This window comes from Singulisphaera acidiphila DSM 18658, assembly GCF_000242455.2.
Lineage (GTDB): Bacteria > Planctomycetota > Planctomycetia > Isosphaerales > Isosphaeraceae > Singulisphaera > Singulisphaera acidiphila.
On sequence record NC_019892.1, the window covers coordinates 9,175,941 to 9,192,893 of the forward strand.

Below are 16,953 nucleotides of genomic sequence, written 5' to 3' on the forward strand. Positions count from 1 at the left end.
CCGCCTTCCGAAAAGTCCGGCGCGAAAGCAAGCAAGTTCATCGGGTCGACACGTTTCCTTTTGCCTATCCATGGCATGGCCCGACCAGTACCGTGCCCCACAGCGAGCGGATCACCTTGAGAGTTCCACTCACCGCTCGTCGACGTTCGCTCCGCCGCCGATCGGTGCCCCGGTCTGAACCGTCTTCAGGTCATCGTACAACTGGGCAACGAGCAGGCTCCCGACACTCACGATTTCCTCACCCGCGCGCAACCCCGTCTCGACAACGACGTGGTCTTCCTTTTCCTGGGCGACTCCAACCGTGCGTCGTTCATATTTATCGGCCTGCCCCGACACTTTTACGAAGACATAATACTGGCGGTCGGCCACGACTAGAGCGGTTCTAGGGATTACGGTCCACCCTGCCACCGGGGGAACGTCCAACAAACCCCTCACGAGCATGTCGGCCTTGAGCCGACCTTCCGGGTTGGGGACGGAGGTCCGGATCCGGACAGCGTGCGTGCCCGGGTCGACACGGTTTGAGATGTACTCGACCTTCCCGACAAGCTTGTGGTTCAGGAAGGGGAAGTGGACCTCCCAGGACTGCCCCAAGTGCACCAGGTCGATGTCGCTCTCGAAAACGTTGCCCCAGACCCAGAGGTGGTCGAGGGGCGCGATGACCAACAGGGTGTCGTCCTCGTCATAGAGGTTACCCACGACGACATCGCGGGTGATGATGATGCCGTCGGCCGGCGAACGGAGGGTCATTCGCGCCTTCTGGGAACCGACCTGCCCCTTCACCTCCTCGACTTCCGCCTCAGAGAGGCCGTAGACGAGGAGGTTGTCACGGGCGACTTCGTATTCCCGCCGGCTCTTCATCTCGCTGTTCTGCGTCTCGGCGAAGAGTTGCTGGGCAATCGACTGCCCTTGGACAAGCAGCTTGCGTGCATCGAGCAAATTCTTGTCGTAGGTCCATTGAATCCGCTTAATCTCATAAGCACTCTTGGTTTCGGCCAACTCCGTGCTGTAGAGGTCGATCAGCGGGTCGCCCTTCTTGACAGTCTGGCCGACCGTCTTATAAACCTTGTCGACGCGGCCCTTGAACATGAAACGGATCTGGCTCAGCGTCTCGGAGTCGTATTCAGAGGTGCCAAGCAACTCGAGGCGGATGGGGTCGGTCTGCGGCGCCACGTTCGTGGTCTCGATGCCCATCGACGCGCGGCCGCGTTCTTTCAGAGTGACGAGGCCGTCCCAGGGGGGGCGGTCGGCAGGCGGACGAGGGCCCGTGTCCGCCGCCATGAGCGCGGGGGACAGGGGACGCGTCAACGACGCCCACAGGTTGCGAAGCTGCGCGGGACGGCTCCAGCCGAGGTAGGCGAGGATTCCGGCCCCCGCCAGGAACATGGCGACGAGCGCCGCATTCCGCGTCTTGGACGGGCCCCGGCCTTGGGCCCCCGTCGCGGGGGCCGGTTCAGGGGGCGTGTGAGTCGGTAAATTGGGCGACGTCATGAGGTCCCTTCCATCTCAGATGCCCGACCGCGGGGGGCGGGGAAAAAGCTATAGAGTACCGGCATCAGGTAGCGCGTCAGAAAGAGGGTGCAGAGCATTCCGCCGACCACCACGATCGCCAAGGGCTTCTGCGCCTGTGACCCGATCGAGGTGGCCAGGGCGGCCGGCAGCAGGCCGAGCGCGGCCGTCAGTGAGGTCATGACCACGGGGCGGACACGCAATTCGGCCCCCCGCATGATCGACTCGCGGACCGACAGGCCCCCGGCCCGCATCTGATTGAAATAAGAGATCAGCAGAACACCGTCTTGAACGGCGACGCCGAAGATCGAGATGAAGCCGACCGCCGCCGAGATACTAAATGGTGTCCCGGTAATCCAGAGTGCCAGGATGCCCCCGATCGCGGCTTCCAGCACGTTGCACATGACGAGGAGCGCGTCCTTCGTCGAGTTGAAGGTCATGTAGAGCAAGCCGAGGATCAGGACAATCGAGAGGGGGACGATCAGCATCAACCGCCGATTCGCCTGTTCCATCTGGGCGAATTCCCCCGACCATTCGACCCGGTAACCCTCCGGCAGTTTCACGCCCGAGGTGGGGTCGGCGAGCTTCTCCTGAGCCTCGGCAATGGCCGAGGCGAGGTCGCGGCCCCGCACTCCGAACTTGATGGGAACGAAGCGGCGGTTGTTCTCCCGGTAGATGTACGAGGCGCCCGGCTTGTGGGGAAGGATCTTGCTGACGTGCGACATCGGGATGCGCGTCGCCGGTCTTTGGTCGGTCCCGGGGATGTCGATCGGGATGTGGGCGATATTCCCGGGGTCATCCCGAAGGTCGCGCGGCAGACGCAGGACGATGTCGTAGAGCTTCTCGCCTTCGACCATCTCGGAGAACGAACGCCCGCCGATGGCGACCTGGCCGGCCGCCTCGACGTCGGCCACGTTGATCCCGTAACGGGCACACGCCTCGCGGTCGACCTGGATCTCCAGGTTGGGCTGGCCGATGACGTGGAAGAGCCCCACGTTATCGATCCCGGGCACCGTCCGTAACACCTGGACAACCTTCTCGCCGACCTCTTCCAGAACATCCAGGTCGGAACCGAAGAGTTTGACCGAATTCGCCCCCTTGACCCCCGAGAGCGCCTCTTCGACGTTGTCGCGGATCAATTGCGAGAAGTTGAAATTCAAGGCTGGGAAGTCCTCCTTGAACCGTTCCATCAGCTCATCTTGAATTTCGTCGCGGGTGATCGTGCGTGCCAGGATATCGCGACCGTTCCAGGCGAACCGCACCGGGTAGCCCAGCACGGTCCGGGTCCGCTGTCGCCATTCCTCCATCGGCTTGAGCGGGACGTTGAACTCCATGTTGTAGTAGCTGGTGATGTCCGTACCGTCGTCAGGGCGGCCGACCTGCGACATGACTCCTCGAGCTTCGGGGATGCTCGCCACAACCTCACGAATCCGCGGCGCCATCCGAGCAGCCTCCTCCAACGAGGTCGTCCGAGGCATCAAAGCGCGAATCCAGAGGTTCCCCTCCTCAAGCTGAGGCATGAACTCCCCGCCGAGGCTCGGGATCAGGCAGGCGGTAAAGACAACGATCCCTCCCATCGCGGTCAGCGTGAGGTAGCGATAGCGCAAAACCCGGTCGAGGGTCTTGAGGTAGCGACGCTTCATCACGCGGTCGACGACGGTCTCGGATTCCTTCATCCCGGAGTGGAATAAGAGCGAGCAGAGGACCGGCACGAGCGTGACAGCCAGCAACAGGGCACCGCAAATCGAGAAAGCATATGTGTTCGCCATCGGGCCGAACAGCGCCCCTTCCGGCCCCGTCATCGAGAACAACGGGATGAAGGCACAGACGATGATCGTCGTCGAGAAGAACAAGGCCCGCTCGATCTCGTGCGACGCCTCGGCGATCCGCTCGATCAGCGGTCGCGGAGGCCCCGTCTCCGGTTCACTCAGATGGCGATAGACGTTTTCAACGATGATGACCGAGCTATCGACGATGATCCCGAAATCGACCGCGCCGATCGACAGGAGGTTCGCCGACTTCCCCTGCGCATACAGGACCGTTACCGCGAACAACAAGGCCAACGGGATCATCAAGGCCACAATCGCAGCGCTGGTCAAGTTGCCCAGGAAGACGAAGAGGATCCCAACGACCAGGACGACCCCGACGACCAGGTTGTGAATCACGTTATGGGTCGTGACATGGACCAGTTCGGTCCGCTGGTTGAAGATCCGGACCGACATCCCCTTGGGGAGAAGCTTCTCGTGTTCGATCTCCTTCAACTTGGCCTCGACCGCCTCGGCCGTCGGGAGGGACTTCTCGTACTTGCGCATCATGACGATCCCTTCCACGACGTCGTTTTCATCGTCGCGGCCGACGAGCCCGAGTCGCGGCTGATTGCCGACGATGACCTGGGCGACTTGCCGGACGTAGATGGGCGTGCCGTCATCCGCTGTGGCGACGACGACCCGCCGGATGTCGTCGAGCTTCTCGCTCTCGATCGCCGCCGCCCGTTCCACCTTGGCCGGGTCGAGCGGATCGACTCCGCTCCCCAACAGCCCGGTGATCCGGACATTGTGCGCCTGGGTTCCCAGCGCAAGGGTGTCCCCACCGACGTTGGCGTTGGAGTTCTTGATCGCCTCCTCAACCTGCTGCAACGTCACGCCATACTGCTTCAGGAGTCGAGTGTCGAGCAGGACCTGATACTGCTTGACGGTCCCTCCGAAACCGGTCACATCAATGACCCCGGGGACCTGCTTCAAGGATCGGGTGAGGACCCAGTCCTGCACGGCCTTGAGTTGGTTGAGCGTATAGCCGGGCCCTTCCAGGACATAGCGGACGATTTCCCCGGTCGGACTCCAGGGAGAAAGCTCCGGCTTCACCCCTCCCGGGAGTTCCACGGACCCGATCCGGTTGATGACCTCCTGGCGCGCGGCCCAGTAGTCAGTTCCATAGGCGAACTGACATTTGATATCGTTCAGGCCGGCAACGGAAGTGCTCCGCAGAAATTCCAGCCCCGGCATCCCGTTAAGCGCCGTTTCCAGCGGGATGCCGATCAGCCGCTCCATCTCCTCGGGGCTCCAGCCTTGATTCTGCGTGATGACCTCGACCAAGGGCGGGGTCGGGTCGGGATAGGCCTCGACGTTGAGGTTCGTGGCCGAATAGACCCCCACCGCGATCAACAGAACCGTGCCAAGCAGCACGATGAGACGATTGTGCAAGCTCCACGAAATGATCGCACGGACCATCGACGGACTTCCTCGATCGGATACCGACCGGTTAGCGCCTTTTATATGAAGAACAAACGCATCGACGAGGGGATTTCGCGCAACGGTTCCAGCCTCGGCTCATCGCCAAAGGACAGGTTCAACCGTTCGTCAGGCAACAGCCTAGGGGGAGGACAACCCATGAGAGGAGGGCGTAGCGCCACGCGACAGGCGCGAGCGGGAGAACGTCCACCCCGGTCCGGGATGCCAGCCCAACCGATCCGATCTCCAGGTCAAGCAGTCCGAGCGCAATCCGGCATTCAAAGCGAACGCAATGAAGCCTTGGACATGCTTGGACCAACCCGCCCTGCTCGACCGAAAGGGAGAAGGCGGTCGCTCAACAGCGAAGGCGGCAGAGGCTCAAGAAGTGCTGCCGTCCGTGCCAGTCCGAGGGGCGTTCGTGGACACGCGAGGAGTTCGGCGTCTGGACGGAGAATCCGCCGGTCGTGATGGTGTGAAAAGCGATGAGATGGAAGCCGCGAGTATCCGGACTGAACGCTTGCCCGTGGTCGTCGGGGACCCGATCTTCCGGGGCGTCCGGAACTTCGATTTCGTCGTCGAGCAGGGAGGCGTGCTTGGTGTCAAGAAGCACGTCCGTTCGCATTGCGACGTGATCCCGAGCCGGCTGGGTATAGGCCGGCCGCAACGCAGCCAACACGCAAGCCTTCCCCTCACCGGGACCGCTGAGCGGCCCGAAGAAAGTGGAGACGACCAGGGTGATGGCATACGTCAACTGAGCGAAAAGCATTCCGTCCCGTGCCCTCAAGGCCTCAATCTCGGCCAATAACGCTTTATCATTATACATCGTTCGGTAGCGAGGAAAAGCTTAAATCAAATTCTGTCGCTTCCGCAATGGTAAAGCCAGGCATCCTGGACCGGCCGGCGACGAGAAGCCACCCGAAAGCGACTCCATCGCGACGAACAAGCAGACAACCAGGTTGACCTCCTCGATCACTCATCATACGTTCAGAGCCAACAAGGAACGGGACTGTGGAATCGTTGAACCCGAAACCCACTCCAAGCCAATCGCTTCCTCACAAGAGCTGAGGGTTGGCGTCACGATCGATTCGATAAACCCAAAAATGTCGTGACCAAAAATCTGCCTATTGATTTGGCCGCCCAACTCATTCACACACCCAAGCCTGGCGTATACAATACTAACGATCAGGCATCAAGAGGCCGGCAAGAGCCAAGGGAGCGCTCTGGTGGGTGATCCACCCAAACCGGCCAGAAGAGGGAGCGGACGACATGGTGCGTAGATTGCGGACACTTGCGAAGGTGGGGGCATTTGCGGCCGTTGTCCTGCTGAACTCGGCGCCGGCTCACGCCCAGGTCTCATTCCGCGGTGCAGGATATTTTGGAGGGGGTTCCTCCCTGGAAGGGGGCTATTCCTTCGAGCGATTCAGCGTCTATTCCTGGGGCAACCCGTGGATCGGCTATGGGTCGCCCTCTGGTTTCGGTGTGCCCTACGGCTATGACTACGCCTATGGCGTACCATACGGCTACGGCTTCGAACCTTCGCCGATTCCTTATCCCTACCTGACCACAGCCTTGTACCCGTTCTTCACCTACGTCACGTCGGACCAGAACAGCCCGACTCCGAAAACGATCGAGCCGGGCAAGTACACTCGGCCTCCTGCCGAGAGCGTGCCAAGCAACAACTCCAGGTCAGGGCTAGCGCCCTCGATCCAGCCAAGCGGGACCCGCGACCCCCGGCATCCCATCGTGTATCGGGCGAATCTCCCCCGGCACGACAATGACAAGCAATCTCCTGAAACACCAATGCAAGCGCAAACCGGCCGGCTCATCGTCACCCGGTCGACAACGCCCTGAGCGACGACCCACTGATCAGATCGGCCCTTCAGGATCGAGGTCGAGGTCAGGATCGACCAGCCGACGGAGGAGGCGGCCCCACTTGCGAGGGACTCGGGTGCGGCCGAATTCACTCAGCCGGGGGACGAACTGAGGCCAGGTCAAGATGGTCAGGCAAGAGACGTCCTGGAGGATGGCGACCAGGGCACGCCCGCGGTAAACGGCCAGGACTGCGACAGCCCCATTGTCTGCGTTCCGACCGAGTCGGCGCGTCCGGCTGAGTGCCGCGCGCAGCGCCGACTCGGAATCGACCGCATCGCCCCCGAACCGCTCGTGGAACCGTTCGAGGGCGTGCCGGGTCAGGCGGATCGAACTGTAATCGCGCTGGCCCGAGGGGAGCATCGTTTTCCCTGAGGAACGACGAGCGCCGAGAAGAGTTGACGACTTCAACTCACTTCGAGGAAGCGTCCACCTGGCCCGTGGCCGCCCACTCGACCCCTCGCCGCATCCACTGCTGGTAATTCTTGTCCGACATCGCCACGGTGTCGTGCCCCAGCACATTATTGAAGACACGGCCCTTGCCGTACTGGTTCACCCAGATCACCGCCTCGTCGATCCCGGTCCCTTGAGGCTTGGTCGGGTCGCAATAAGCGGTGGCGAGCACAAGGCTCCCGCGGGTCCGCAACGAGGCGGAGTAAAGCTCGTCGCTGACATGGTCGAACTTCACCGGAGCGCCGTCGCTGACCGGGTGCTTGACCCCGGTCTTCTTGACGGGAAACTCATGCTTGGGGCCGTGATACCCCTGGGTCCGCCAACCACCCGCAATTGCCTGCTCATACTCTTTCCAGTTGGGGTTAGTGAACGCCGCCGAGGCGAAGTGATGGACGACCAGCCCCTTGCCCCCCTCCTTGACCGCCTTGAGAAACGCCGCCTTGTTGGCGTCCGACCAGCGCGACTCTTCACTCCCCTCCGGCGTCTCCTTGTAGTTGAGCAGGAGCACGTCGTACTTGGCGAGGTTCTCGTCGGTGAGATCCTTGCTCGGAGCCGACGTCGCGTCGACCTTGAATCGCCCCCCCCTCCGAGAGTAAGTCCTTGAGCGTCTGCGTCGTACCGGGCCAATCGTGGCCTTTGATGTTGTCTCCCGTGATGATCAAGACCTTGATGGGCTCAGCCGCGGGGGTCACCGCGGGAGCCGTGATGACGGCGGCCAGGGCCGCCAGCGTGATCAGAAGACGAGGCATGGCGTGATCTCCTTGTTGGCAGCACATTTCAAATCAGCATGCGTCAGCAATTCGTCTACTTCAACTCGTCGAGTGAAATCGGGCCGAAAGCAGGCACAGCCATGTCCAAGGCATCGATAAGGTTGCAATAGGGATCGAGCCCGTAGCCGTACCAGAGTTTGGCCCCCTCGGGGATCGCGCCTGAGAGTTGGAGAATGACGGTGTCCTTCAACGGCCCGACGGCCGCATCGAAGATCAAGGGGATTTCGGTCCCGTCGTCCTTGCGGATCGAGAACCCACCAATATGCCGCGCGGGTCGGAGGCCTTCGGCCGGCGTTCGGACAGAGGAAGGGGAGATGGCCACGGCCTCAGAGCGGGACGGATCCATCGGCTGAGGACCACCGACCGGTCGATTGACCCCTTTGAACTTGAGAACGAGGGTGTTGTTGGCTCGCTTGCTGACGTGATCGAGCGTGGGGGTGGTCCCCCCGGTCTGTCCGAAGAGCTCGCGCTGGGCGATCCGAGCCAGACGGCGGCCGAGCCGCTTCAGGCCGTGCGTCCCGACGTGGATCAGGTCATCGAGTTCCAGGTCGATCGCGGTGACAACCGCCGTGTTGGGAACTTTGTCGGCGATCAAGCGCTGGGCGTCCCGCACGACGTGCCACCCTTGAGGGTCGACCGCGGCGACGAACCGGCCGATCTGGACGTAGTAGAACGGGAGTTCGGGCTGGTCGAGATCCGCGCGGACGGCCCCGATGAATTTGGTGAAGTTCTCGGCGAACTTGGCGGCGGCCGGCTGCATGGCGTCGCTTTCCCCTTGATACCAGAGGATGCCGCGGACCTTTCCGCCAGCGAGCTTGATCTGACGGATCATCGAGCCGTAAAGGCTGTTCCCCCCTTCGCCTTTCCTGGCCGGGTCCCACTGCTCCATGCTCGTGCCCCCGTGGGCGCAGACGACCAGGCCGACCGGCACGTTGGTCGCGGCGGCCATGGCAACGCCGAACGGAAGACCGAGGCCGGCCCCCTTGGTCCGGTCACGGTGCGCGGCCTTGGAACGGGCCTCACGGTCGTCCGGGTTGCCTGAATGGACCGGGTCGGGCGAGTCGACCAGCCAGTGCAGCGGTTCCTCAGCCTTGACCCATTTGCCGTCCATGCCCAAGGCCGCGACGCGGTCCGAGGGAGGGGTCACGTCGGTCAGGTTGCCGACCCCTTCCATGTTCGACTGGCCGGCCAAAACCCAGAGGTCACCGACGAAGACAGGACTGATCGAGAACCTTCGGCCGCTCCTGACGACCGGTTGATCACCCTGCCGCTCGATCTTCGAAGAGACCGAGACGTCGAGCCGGTACGGCCCCCCAATCGGAACGTTCACGAGTTTGCCGTCGCGGTAAACCGATGTCGGCAGGGGACCGTTCGGCCCGTAGATCATGACGCTGACATTCGCATCAGCGGAGACGTCTTCGCTAAAGACGATCGGAATATCAGCGTGGTCGTTCTCACCGCGCTGGTAGACCTGCTGAGCGGCCGGCTCCTTGACAGCGAGACCCGGCTTGAATTCCGCGAGTTTGCTCTCGACGGCCTGGGCTTGCACCACAGACACGACAGGCCGGGGAAGCATCAGTGAGAAACCGAGCACTGGCAAGAGCAGCAGCGAGCGCAAAGTGCGTCGCGGACGGGGAGAGTCGGAGCAAGTCATCAGAGTCGCATCTCCTGGGCGGAATCCACTTTGCATAAATCGAGCGAAGGCAGCGCAACGGCTGTGCGCCCCATACTATGACGCGAGTCGATGAGGGGAAAGAGCGGGGATCAGCCAGGTGCCCGAGATTCCCTTGAGACCGCAATCTCAGGTTCGGGGCACTCCGCAATCTCCAAGCCCGGTCGGGGACGACGGGCAAACGCAGCAGTCTGCCTTGCCACAGCACGTCCGATCTCGCCAACAACAGGACCCATGAGAGAGACAGGAACGACAACGCGCGAGCAGATTCTCCAGCATGGTCTCGCCCCACAGCTCAAGTGGACCCATCGCAAGCAATCATTGCTCTCCACCCAGCCCCGGCCGCGTTCGCTCCAGGTCGAGTTCCAAGCTAAGGGCCCGGAAGAGGGCGGCGTCCCGGCAACGCACCTCCGCCTCATCGAGCAGGCCCAGGCATGGATCACCCACATCGGCGAGTCCGGCAAATCCGACCGATGAACGCAGCGGCCCTCGTCGTGCACTTGATGCCCGTCCGGCGAAATCAGCCGGAACGTGGCCCAACCAAGTCAATACGCGAACAAAACGACTCACGATCGATGTTGACAATAAACCACCCACTTATTTCACTCATCGACTCACGATTTGAGTCACGCCCAAACCGTTATCACGTACTCCCAACGACTCGCAAGTAACGGCGACGCAACATTGGCCAACTTGACGCACCGGAACAGCGTATCGGGACTTGTCGTCACACCGATCTTGGCCGCAAGTTGACTCCACCGCCCGGGTGGAACCAAAAGGGATTCCGAAGCGTAGTCGGACCGATCGTGTCCGCCGTACGGGCATATAGGGGGACGGGGCAACACAGGCAGCGTGCGATCAAGGAATGGGGCAGGAAGAATTATCGCATTTTCGTGAGAAAGTCCGATCGCATGTAGACTTTTTTCCCACCTTGCCACGTGAGAAGCCTGACCAAAATCTCGTCAAGGGCTTTATTGCCAAGAGGGTTACGGCAACGAACACATTGGTCGTTTTTTTTCAACGCAGCATAGTAGGCAGCATTGTATCACACTACAATTTGCAAGTGTGACGTCACGGAGTGGCACAGGAGCTGAAGCAATGGGACTGGTGGTTTCGCGGTATGCCCTCAATTATTATTCGCAGACGGGGCATGCTCCTCCTACGCCTCGCTGGCAGATGCTTGCGGGTCGGATGGAACTGAATTCTAGCCGATTCACGTCTTACCATCCCACGCTTGCCCCGTTGCTCACAGACGCCAAGTGCATCGGAATGCTGCCAGGGGGGAAGTTCTATAACGAACTTCGCGTCCGCTACGCGATCAATCCTCAGCGGTTCACCCACTATCACCCGTTCCTGGGGAAGCTGCTGGAGCGAGACGCCAACGCTCGTGAACACTGCGCGAATAATCCAATCCACATTCCTTCAGAACCACCCAGTGTATCACCCGAGACGTTGGTGCCTCCGACGACTCCCCCGGTGACACCGCCGACTCAGCCGCCCGAGCCTTACGTTCCTCCGACGGACCCGGGGACAAACCCCGGCACAACCGTTCCCACGGATCCAACAGATCCTGTGACCACTGTGCCGGAGCCTGCCACTGCCATTCAATTCGGGATCGGATTGATCTGCATCGGCGTCTATACCGTTTTCAAACGGAAGAAAAATGCCTATCTGAAGCTTGCACCCATATCATGATAGCCCCAAGGGAATGCCGCGAATTCTCGACGTGAGCCTGGGAATCTGACAAGCCAGATCCGTGCGACGGCGACTCGCGGCTTTGCCCTCTTTCCTCCTAAACCGCAAGCGGTTACTCGGTCGTGGTGGGTTCGAGGGCAATATTCGGGATATCGATCTGCTCGAAGTGCCGTTGCTGAAGCCGATACTCCTGGATCTCCTCCGGGCTCAAGTCGAATTCGCCCTCCAACTGCGTAAACCCTTTCAACCTGCTCCCTCCTCGCTCAGGGGACGGATGCTCTTCCCCCTTGCGATCGACGGCGACGAGCCGGACCGCGGTGCCCTCGATGTCATGCGTGACCGTCAGGGTTGTCCCCTTCTTGGTGGCGATGGCCCTTCCCCAGAGGGAGTTCGGGACGCTTCCATGAGCAGGGCGGGTTCCCGGGTTGCGGCCGTCCCAGGCTTCCACGACCTGCCAGGGGCCGGTGGCCACCTCAAAGTGGAGTGCAGAGGCCGCCAGATCCTTGGGATGCTCGCTGATCACGACGCTCAGGCCCGGCACAATCTTGCCGTCCCGCGTCGCGGGCTCGTACCAGCCTCGGCTCTGGCGCATCCACAAGCCGTGCTTGGAGTCCGGGGGCAAGTTCGACACGCGGACCACGACCGCCCGGTAGATCGATTTCCCCCCGAAGATCGAAGTCCCAGCTTTTGCTAAGTCCGTGGCCGACGGATCGCACAGCGGCTGGGCTAGCGGCGATCCCTCCGGCCCCCACCAGGTTTGGGGACCCGACGGATGGGTCGAGACCCCGATGACCTCAATGGTCGCACCGTTCGGCAAGGTCCTGATCCAGGGTCGATCCCCTTCGGCAACCCGCAATGGCTTCGATACCGCTTGGTCCCCGGCCTGCGGCGTCTGTTGAGCCAGCACACCGGCCCCGATCGCCGCCAGGCCAACGGCCGCGAGCAGGCCAACCAAAACGCACTTAAGTTTACTCATCAGCATAATTCTCCTAACTCCTGCGGCAAGTTCGAGAACCGACGCCGAGACCTCCCCGGCCGTCGTGGTGCTTCCCACCAGGATCCGCTTGGCCAGTTGGATCGTGGAACCCAGCAAGTGGGCCGGCATCGCTGGCGTGGCGGCCCGCGCCGAGAGAGCCAGGCCGAGCGCTCCGGCCGACGGCGCCAGGCCGCGGCGGATGAGTCGGCCGCGCAACCGCTCTCGGCCCCGTGCCAGCCGGCTCCGAACCGTCCCCACCGGGCACCCCAAGTACCGAGCCGCCTCTTCATAGGTGCGACCCTCCATGTCACAGAGCACGACCGGCACGCGGTAATGGTTCGGGAGCCGGTCGACCTCCTCGTGGAGCGCCTCGGCGAGATCACCCGGGATTGCGCTTTGCTCAGGGCGATTTCCCCGCTCGGCCGCCCCGTGCTCGTGGACCCGTCGCCGACTCGCATTGACCTTGGCACGTCCCGCGGCGCGGCAGGCGACCCGATGCAGCCAAGGGCCCAGCGAGTCCCTGACCCAGAGCGTCCCCCCTTTGCGCAACAGGATGAGAAACGTGGCCTGAAAGGCGTCCATGGCCTCGTGATCGTCCCTGAGGATGCCGCGGCAGGCGCGGAACACCATCGGGCCATGCCGCTCAACGATCGCCGCGAAAGCGAGTTCGGCAGCCTCGCCACCGTGGGTCGCAAACCGTTCCAGCAGTTGCCCGTCCGTCAGGCCGGCCGTGGCTCCCACGCTGAACAGCAAGCGGAGGTGCAGCCGAGAAACTCCGTCCGATATACGTCCCACCCCTGACGACCCTCCGCTCGGTTTCGGTTACCGCACACAGTAAAGCCCCCGGGCGCCGGAATCGTTCCATGATTTTTTCTTCAGCGCATTCCTGTCAGTTGCACTTTCCGGGAGATTTGGAGTCGGCGACCAGTGGCTTGACCGCCTTCATCGCGAGTGGGACGGCGATGCAGTCGGCCCTCTTGCCGGCGACAGCGGGCGAGAACCGCGCCGAGGAACAAAGCAGGGCGAGCCGTGATACAGACCGGCGATCGAGCGGCCTTGTCAGCGGATACACGAATATCATCGGAGTCGGATCCAGTCGGGGTGTCTGGCGTGTGATAACCATCCTCGTCCCTGTTCTCTAAGCTGTGAACAGCAGGACATCGAGCGTCCCATAAGTCATCCAAGGCCCCTCAGAGCCGAATCTTGAAAATGGATCGATGAGGGGATCGACATAGCACAAGCATTCGAGAAACGGGCCGAGCAACATACACTCCTGAAACGACGGTTTGAGCAATCCGCGTGGCATCCTTGGGAGCCGATCTCGGCAGAATAGCTCCACGTGAAGAGGCATCTGGTACGGTTTGCCTTCGCGTTGTTTACATCAGGACAGCCGGGGTCCGCTGGCACCACAAGCAACAAATCAATAATTAAATCACTTATGTTTTTTAAACCAAAATTCCAATAAGCCAATTAAATCAATGCTTATTGCCACAAGCGGAACGTAAAGCTTTATGGTAGCGACCACAACGAGGCCCACTGTTCCACCGTCCTTTGAGAAAGGCAACAGGGGCATCCTCTCAATTTCCGGGACGCCCTTGCTTTCACGTTCTATGCTGAACTGCGAGAAGTGCTGCGAAGGTCAATCCGGTCGAGCGGACAAGGTGATCCCAAGCGTTCATCTGGCAATTCCGAGCTCAGATTCCCCCCTGCGCTTGGACCTTCGACCAGAGTCCAGCGTGCATTCGGGGAGACCCGAGCAATGTCGCGAAACGTTCGATCCATGCACATCCGGGAATTCTCGGGTTGCGCAGCCTAAATCACACGAAAGATAATCTCACCATGGCATTCCACTCTCCGTTTCGCCGCAAACCCTTGCCTTCGGCCAAGATAGTTCGCTCAAAGCGTCGATCTTCCGTCCATTCGAAGGTGGGCGACGTTGAGGTTCTGGAAAGTCGCCAGCTCTTATCCACCTTCACGGTGACGAACCTCAACCCTGCGGGAGCAGGCTCCCTCCGCAGGGCAATCCTCGAGTCCAACGCGCAACCGGGCTCCGACAGCATTGACTTTCAGGTCAGCGGCACGATCCGCGTCGGCCGGACCTCGCTCCCTTCGATCACCGACACCGTAACCATCGACGGTTCCACGGCTCCTTCGTTTGCCGGAACACCGGTCGTGACCGTCAACTTTCAGGGTTCCAAGGGTCTCCGATTCGAGAAGGGTGCCGACGGATCGGTCCTCAAGTCGCTTTCGCTGGTGAAGGCCGGCGATGCGGGCGTCACGCTTCGCGCCTCGCGAGTGACCGTGGAAGGCAACTACATCGGTCTGCTCGCCGACGGAAAGACCGTCGCCGGCAATCGTGGAGACGGCGTCCGGATCGATGCGTCGTCGCACGACAACCTGATCGGCCACCGCGATCCGGTGACGAGCGTCAGCTACTACAACACCGCTGACGTAGGCATCCAGCCCGTCACGGGCTGGCAGGGCATCCGCCCTGGCGATACGAGCGGCCAGTACCTGATCGCCGGGACGTCGGGGTCGAACGGACTCCTGTACGAGGGGGCCATTACGGGCGTGGGCGGCACGAGCTACCTGGTTAATTACCCGGGTGCCGTCGCCACGAGCGTCTACGGACCCGACAATCTTCAAAACAACGTCGTGCGGTTGGTTGGGAGCTACAGGACCGGCGAGGACACGGTTCGAGGGTTTATCTTCGAGGGAACGACCGCCGATCTCTCGCAGAGCGGCAACTACCGGACGATCGCCTATCCCAACGCGAAGTTCAACTACGTCCACAGCACGATGGGCGACCTCGCGGTCGGCAACGCCGACGGCCCGGAGGGGAACTTGCCCATCGGCACGGGGCACGCGTTCCTCTACGACGTCGTCCAGAACACGTTCCTGCCGGACATCGTCTATCCGGGCTCCACGAGCACCACGGCCTATGGCATCTGGCACAACGGGCTCACGAGCTACACGATCGTCGGCGGCTATACCACCCTCGGGGACCCGAGCGAGAACCTCTCAAACGGTTACATGGTCGACTACGACTCCGCGACCGGAAAATTCACGAACTGGACCTCGTTCGCGTATCCAAACGGGGCGGTCGGACAGGCCTTCGTGACCCACTTCGAGGGGATCAGCAGCACCGAATCGGGCGTCTACACATTGAACGCCGACTCGCTCCAGGCAGGTTCCAATTTCGCGCAGGGATCTTGGGTGACCGTGAGGCGCAATCCGGACCGTTCCTTTGGACCGGCGGTCTGGGTGGACCTCAACTATCCCGGCGTTGATCCGACCACGGCCATCACCAGCAGCAATTCGGTGGCCGGGAACCAGGTGGTCGGGATCGTCATTAGTCCCACCGGCACCTTCTCGTACCAGGCGACGGTCAACACCGGATTCCAACTGTCCAACGTCATCAGTGGCAACGGCGGCAACGGCATCGGAATTTACGGGTCCAACGACAACCAGATCGCCATGAACCAGATCGGAACGGATGCCACCGGCACGCTCCGACGGGGCAACGCGAAGAACGGAATCCTCGTCACCCAGGGCGCAGCGCGGAACCTGATCGGCGGCCAGGCGACCGGCGGCAACGACCCGACGGCGAGTGTGTTCGTCCGCCCCCCCCAAGGCAACCTGATCTCAGGCAACCAAGGCAACGGCGTTCTGATCAACAAGGGTGCCACGCAAACCCTGCTGAGCGGGAACTTCGTCGGCACCACCGCTTCGGGCAATTCGGCCTTGGGCAACCGGCTGGACGGCGTAGCCATCGAGAACGCCAACGGCAACCAGTTGATCGGCTGCACCTTCCAGCAGAGCCCGTTCGTGTTCTACAACGTGCTCAGCGGCAATGGCGGCAACGGCCTGCGAATCACCAATTCCAACGACACGACCGTCCAGGCCAACTTCATGGGCGTGGGGGCGAACAACGCCACGATCGTGGCCAATGGGGGCGATGGTCTCCTGGTTTCGGGGTCGTCCAAGAACACGCAAGTCGGCGGCGTGATCCCGCTTGGCAACGTGATCTCCGGCAATAAACGCAACGGCATCGAGGTGAGCGACAAGGCCAGCGGCTTCATCTCGTTCAACACTTTCGCCGGAATCTACGCCTTTGGAGACGCTGCGCCGAATCGTCTCAACGGGATCTTGATCACGTCCAGCGGCGGCGACAACCTCATCCGCACCTGCATCGTCTCGGGCAATCTCGGGAACGGGATCGAGATTGGTGGCCATGCCACCGGCGTGCAGGTGGTCGACACCGCGATCGGGACGAACACGTCCATCAAAACGGCCATCCCGAACCAAGGCAGTGGCATCAAGTTTTCGGGGCATGCCCACGGGAACGCCATCGGCGGATTCAAGCCCTCGATCGAACCCCAGGTGACCATCTCGGCGAATCGAGGTTACGGGATCGAGTTCACCGACAAGGCCAACCACAACGTCGTGTTTCACACCTACATCGGAACAAACTACAACGCCACCACCGCCCTGGGCAACAACCTCGGAGGGATCTCGCTCGGAGCCTGCACGTCGTCCAACATCATCGGAGGTCTGGCGACGGCTTTGCAGAACAAGATCCTCAACAGCGGCGGCAATGGTGTGAGCATCTTCTCATCCCGCGACAACGCGGTCTTGGGGAATGAGATCAGCAACAACCTGGGCTACGGCCTCTTTGCCACTGGCGTGTGCTCCGGCACCGTGGTGAAAGCCAACACGATCAAGTTGAATGCCAAGGGGAACGTCAACCTGACGAACGCCCACGGCATCGTGTACATTCCTTAA

11 protein-coding genes are annotated in these 16,953 nt (G+C 61.6%); 4 read left to right on the plus strand and 7 right to left on the minus strand.

Features of this window, described 5'->3' with window-relative positions:
• Positions 1–129 precede the first annotated feature (129 nt).
• The 3 genes from SINAC_RS35420 to SINAC_RS35430 all read right to left on the minus strand — a co-directional run bounded on the left by SINAC_RS35420 (position 130) and on the right by SINAC_RS35430 (position 5,499).
• Positions 130–1,488 carry an efflux RND transporter periplasmic adaptor subunit gene (locus SINAC_RS35420; RefSeq protein WP_015250349.1) on the minus strand — a complete coding sequence of 453 codons (1,359 nt, stop codon included), beginning with the start codon at positions 1,486–1,488 and terminating at the stop codon, positions 130–132.
• Positions 1,485–4,733, minus strand: a complete 3,249-nt coding sequence (locus tag SINAC_RS35425) for an efflux RND transporter permease subunit (protein ID WP_015250350.1) — start codon at positions 4,731–4,733, stop codon at positions 1,485–1,487. The genes SINAC_RS35420 and SINAC_RS35425 overlap by 4 nt, the downstream gene beginning before the upstream one ends.
• Before the next feature lie 355 nt (positions 4,734–5,088).
• Positions 5,089–5,499, minus strand: coding sequence for a hypothetical protein (locus SINAC_RS35430; protein WP_157579479.1), 411 nt, complete (start codon positions 5,497–5,499; stop codon positions 5,089–5,091).
• A 500-nt stretch (positions 5,500–5,999) separates the two neighbouring features.
• Between SINAC_RS35430 and SINAC_RS35435 the strand changes: the two genes are divergently transcribed.
• Positions 6,000–6,584: a sulfur globule family protein gene (locus tag SINAC_RS35435; protein ID WP_015250352.1), complete on the plus strand. Its 585-nt coding sequence runs from the start codon at positions 6,000–6,002 to the stop codon at positions 6,582–6,584.
• A gap of 15 nt (positions 6,585–6,599) precedes the next feature.
• Here SINAC_RS35435 and SINAC_RS35440 read toward each other — a convergent pair whose 3' ends face one another.
• The 3 genes from SINAC_RS35440 to SINAC_RS35455 form a co-directional block, all read right to left on the minus strand.
• Positions 6,600–6,965 carry a hypothetical protein gene (locus SINAC_RS35440; protein ID WP_015250353.1) on the minus strand — a complete coding sequence of 122 codons (366 nt, stop codon included), beginning with the start codon at positions 6,963–6,965 and terminating at the stop codon, positions 6,600–6,602.
• 49 nt (positions 6,966–7,014) lie between these two features.
• On the minus strand, positions 7,015–7,683 hold the full coding sequence (locus SINAC_RS35445; RefSeq protein ID WP_081578334.1) for a ThuA domain-containing protein: 669 nt from the start codon (positions 7,681–7,683) through the stop codon (positions 7,015–7,017).
• A gap of 176 nt (positions 7,684–7,859) precedes the next feature.
• Positions 7,860–9,479 (minus strand): sialate O-acetylesterase, encoded by a 1,620-nt coding sequence (locus SINAC_RS35455; RefSeq protein ID WP_015250354.1) that lies wholly within the window; start codon positions 9,477–9,479, stop codon positions 7,860–7,862.
• Between the two features lie 252 nt (positions 9,480–9,731).
• On the opposite strand from SINAC_RS35455, the gene SINAC_RS35460 reads away from it, so the two are divergent.
• Complete coding sequence (locus tag SINAC_RS35460; RefSeq protein WP_015250355.1) at positions 9,732–9,974, plus strand: hypothetical protein; 243 nt, start codon at positions 9,732–9,734, stop codon at positions 9,972–9,974.
• Between the two features lie 621 nt (positions 9,975–10,595).
• Entirely contained in the window at positions 10,596–11,192 is a 597-nt protein-coding gene (locus SINAC_RS35465) for a hypothetical protein (protein WP_015250356.1), read from the plus strand.
• A 112-nt stretch (positions 11,193–11,304) separates the two neighbouring features.
• On the opposite strand, the gene SINAC_RS35470 is transcribed toward SINAC_RS35465, so the two are convergent.
• Positions 11,305–12,963, minus strand: a complete 1,659-nt coding sequence (locus tag SINAC_RS35470) for an RNA polymerase sigma factor (RefSeq protein WP_015250357.1) — start codon at positions 12,961–12,963, stop codon at positions 11,305–11,307.
• A 1,044-nt stretch (positions 12,964–14,007) separates the two neighbouring features.
• Here SINAC_RS35470 and SINAC_RS35480 point away from each other — a divergent pair.
• Positions 14,008–16,953: a right-handed parallel beta-helix repeat-containing protein gene (locus SINAC_RS35480; protein WP_015250359.1), complete on the plus strand. Its 2,946-nt coding sequence runs from the start codon at positions 14,008–14,010 to the stop codon at positions 16,951–16,953.

Coding starts and splice junctions, on each gene's coding strand:
- SINAC_RS35420 (WP_015250349.1), bottom strand. CDS start 1,488: ATGACGTCGCCCAATTTACCGACTCACACGCCCCCTGAACCGGCCCCC.
- SINAC_RS35425 (WP_015250350.1), bottom strand. CDS start 4,733: ATGGTCCGTGCGATCATTTCGTGGAGCTTGCACAATCGTCTCATCGTG.
- SINAC_RS35430 (WP_157579479.1), bottom strand. CDS start 5,499: ATGCTTTTCGCTCAGTTGACGTATGCCATCACCCTGGTCGTCTCCACT.
- SINAC_RS35435 (WP_015250352.1), top strand. CDS start 6,000: ATGGTGCGTAGATTGCGGACACTTGCGAAGGTGGGGGCATTTGCGGCC.
- SINAC_RS35440 (WP_015250353.1), bottom strand. CDS start 6,965: ATGCTCCCCTCGGGCCAGCGCGATTACAGTTCGATCCGCCTGACCCGG.
- SINAC_RS35455 (WP_015250354.1), bottom strand. CDS start 9,479: ATGACTTGCTCCGACTCTCCCCGTCCGCGACGCACTTTGCGCTCGCTG.
- SINAC_RS35460 (WP_015250355.1), top strand. CDS start 9,732: ATGAGAGAGACAGGAACGACAACGCGCGAGCAGATTCTCCAGCATGGT.
- SINAC_RS35465 (WP_015250356.1), top strand. CDS start 10,596: ATGGGACTGGTGGTTTCGCGGTATGCCCTCAATTATTATTCGCAGACG.
- SINAC_RS35480 (WP_015250359.1), top strand. CDS start 14,008: ATGGCATTCCACTCTCCGTTTCGCCGCAAACCCTTGCCTTCGGCCAAG.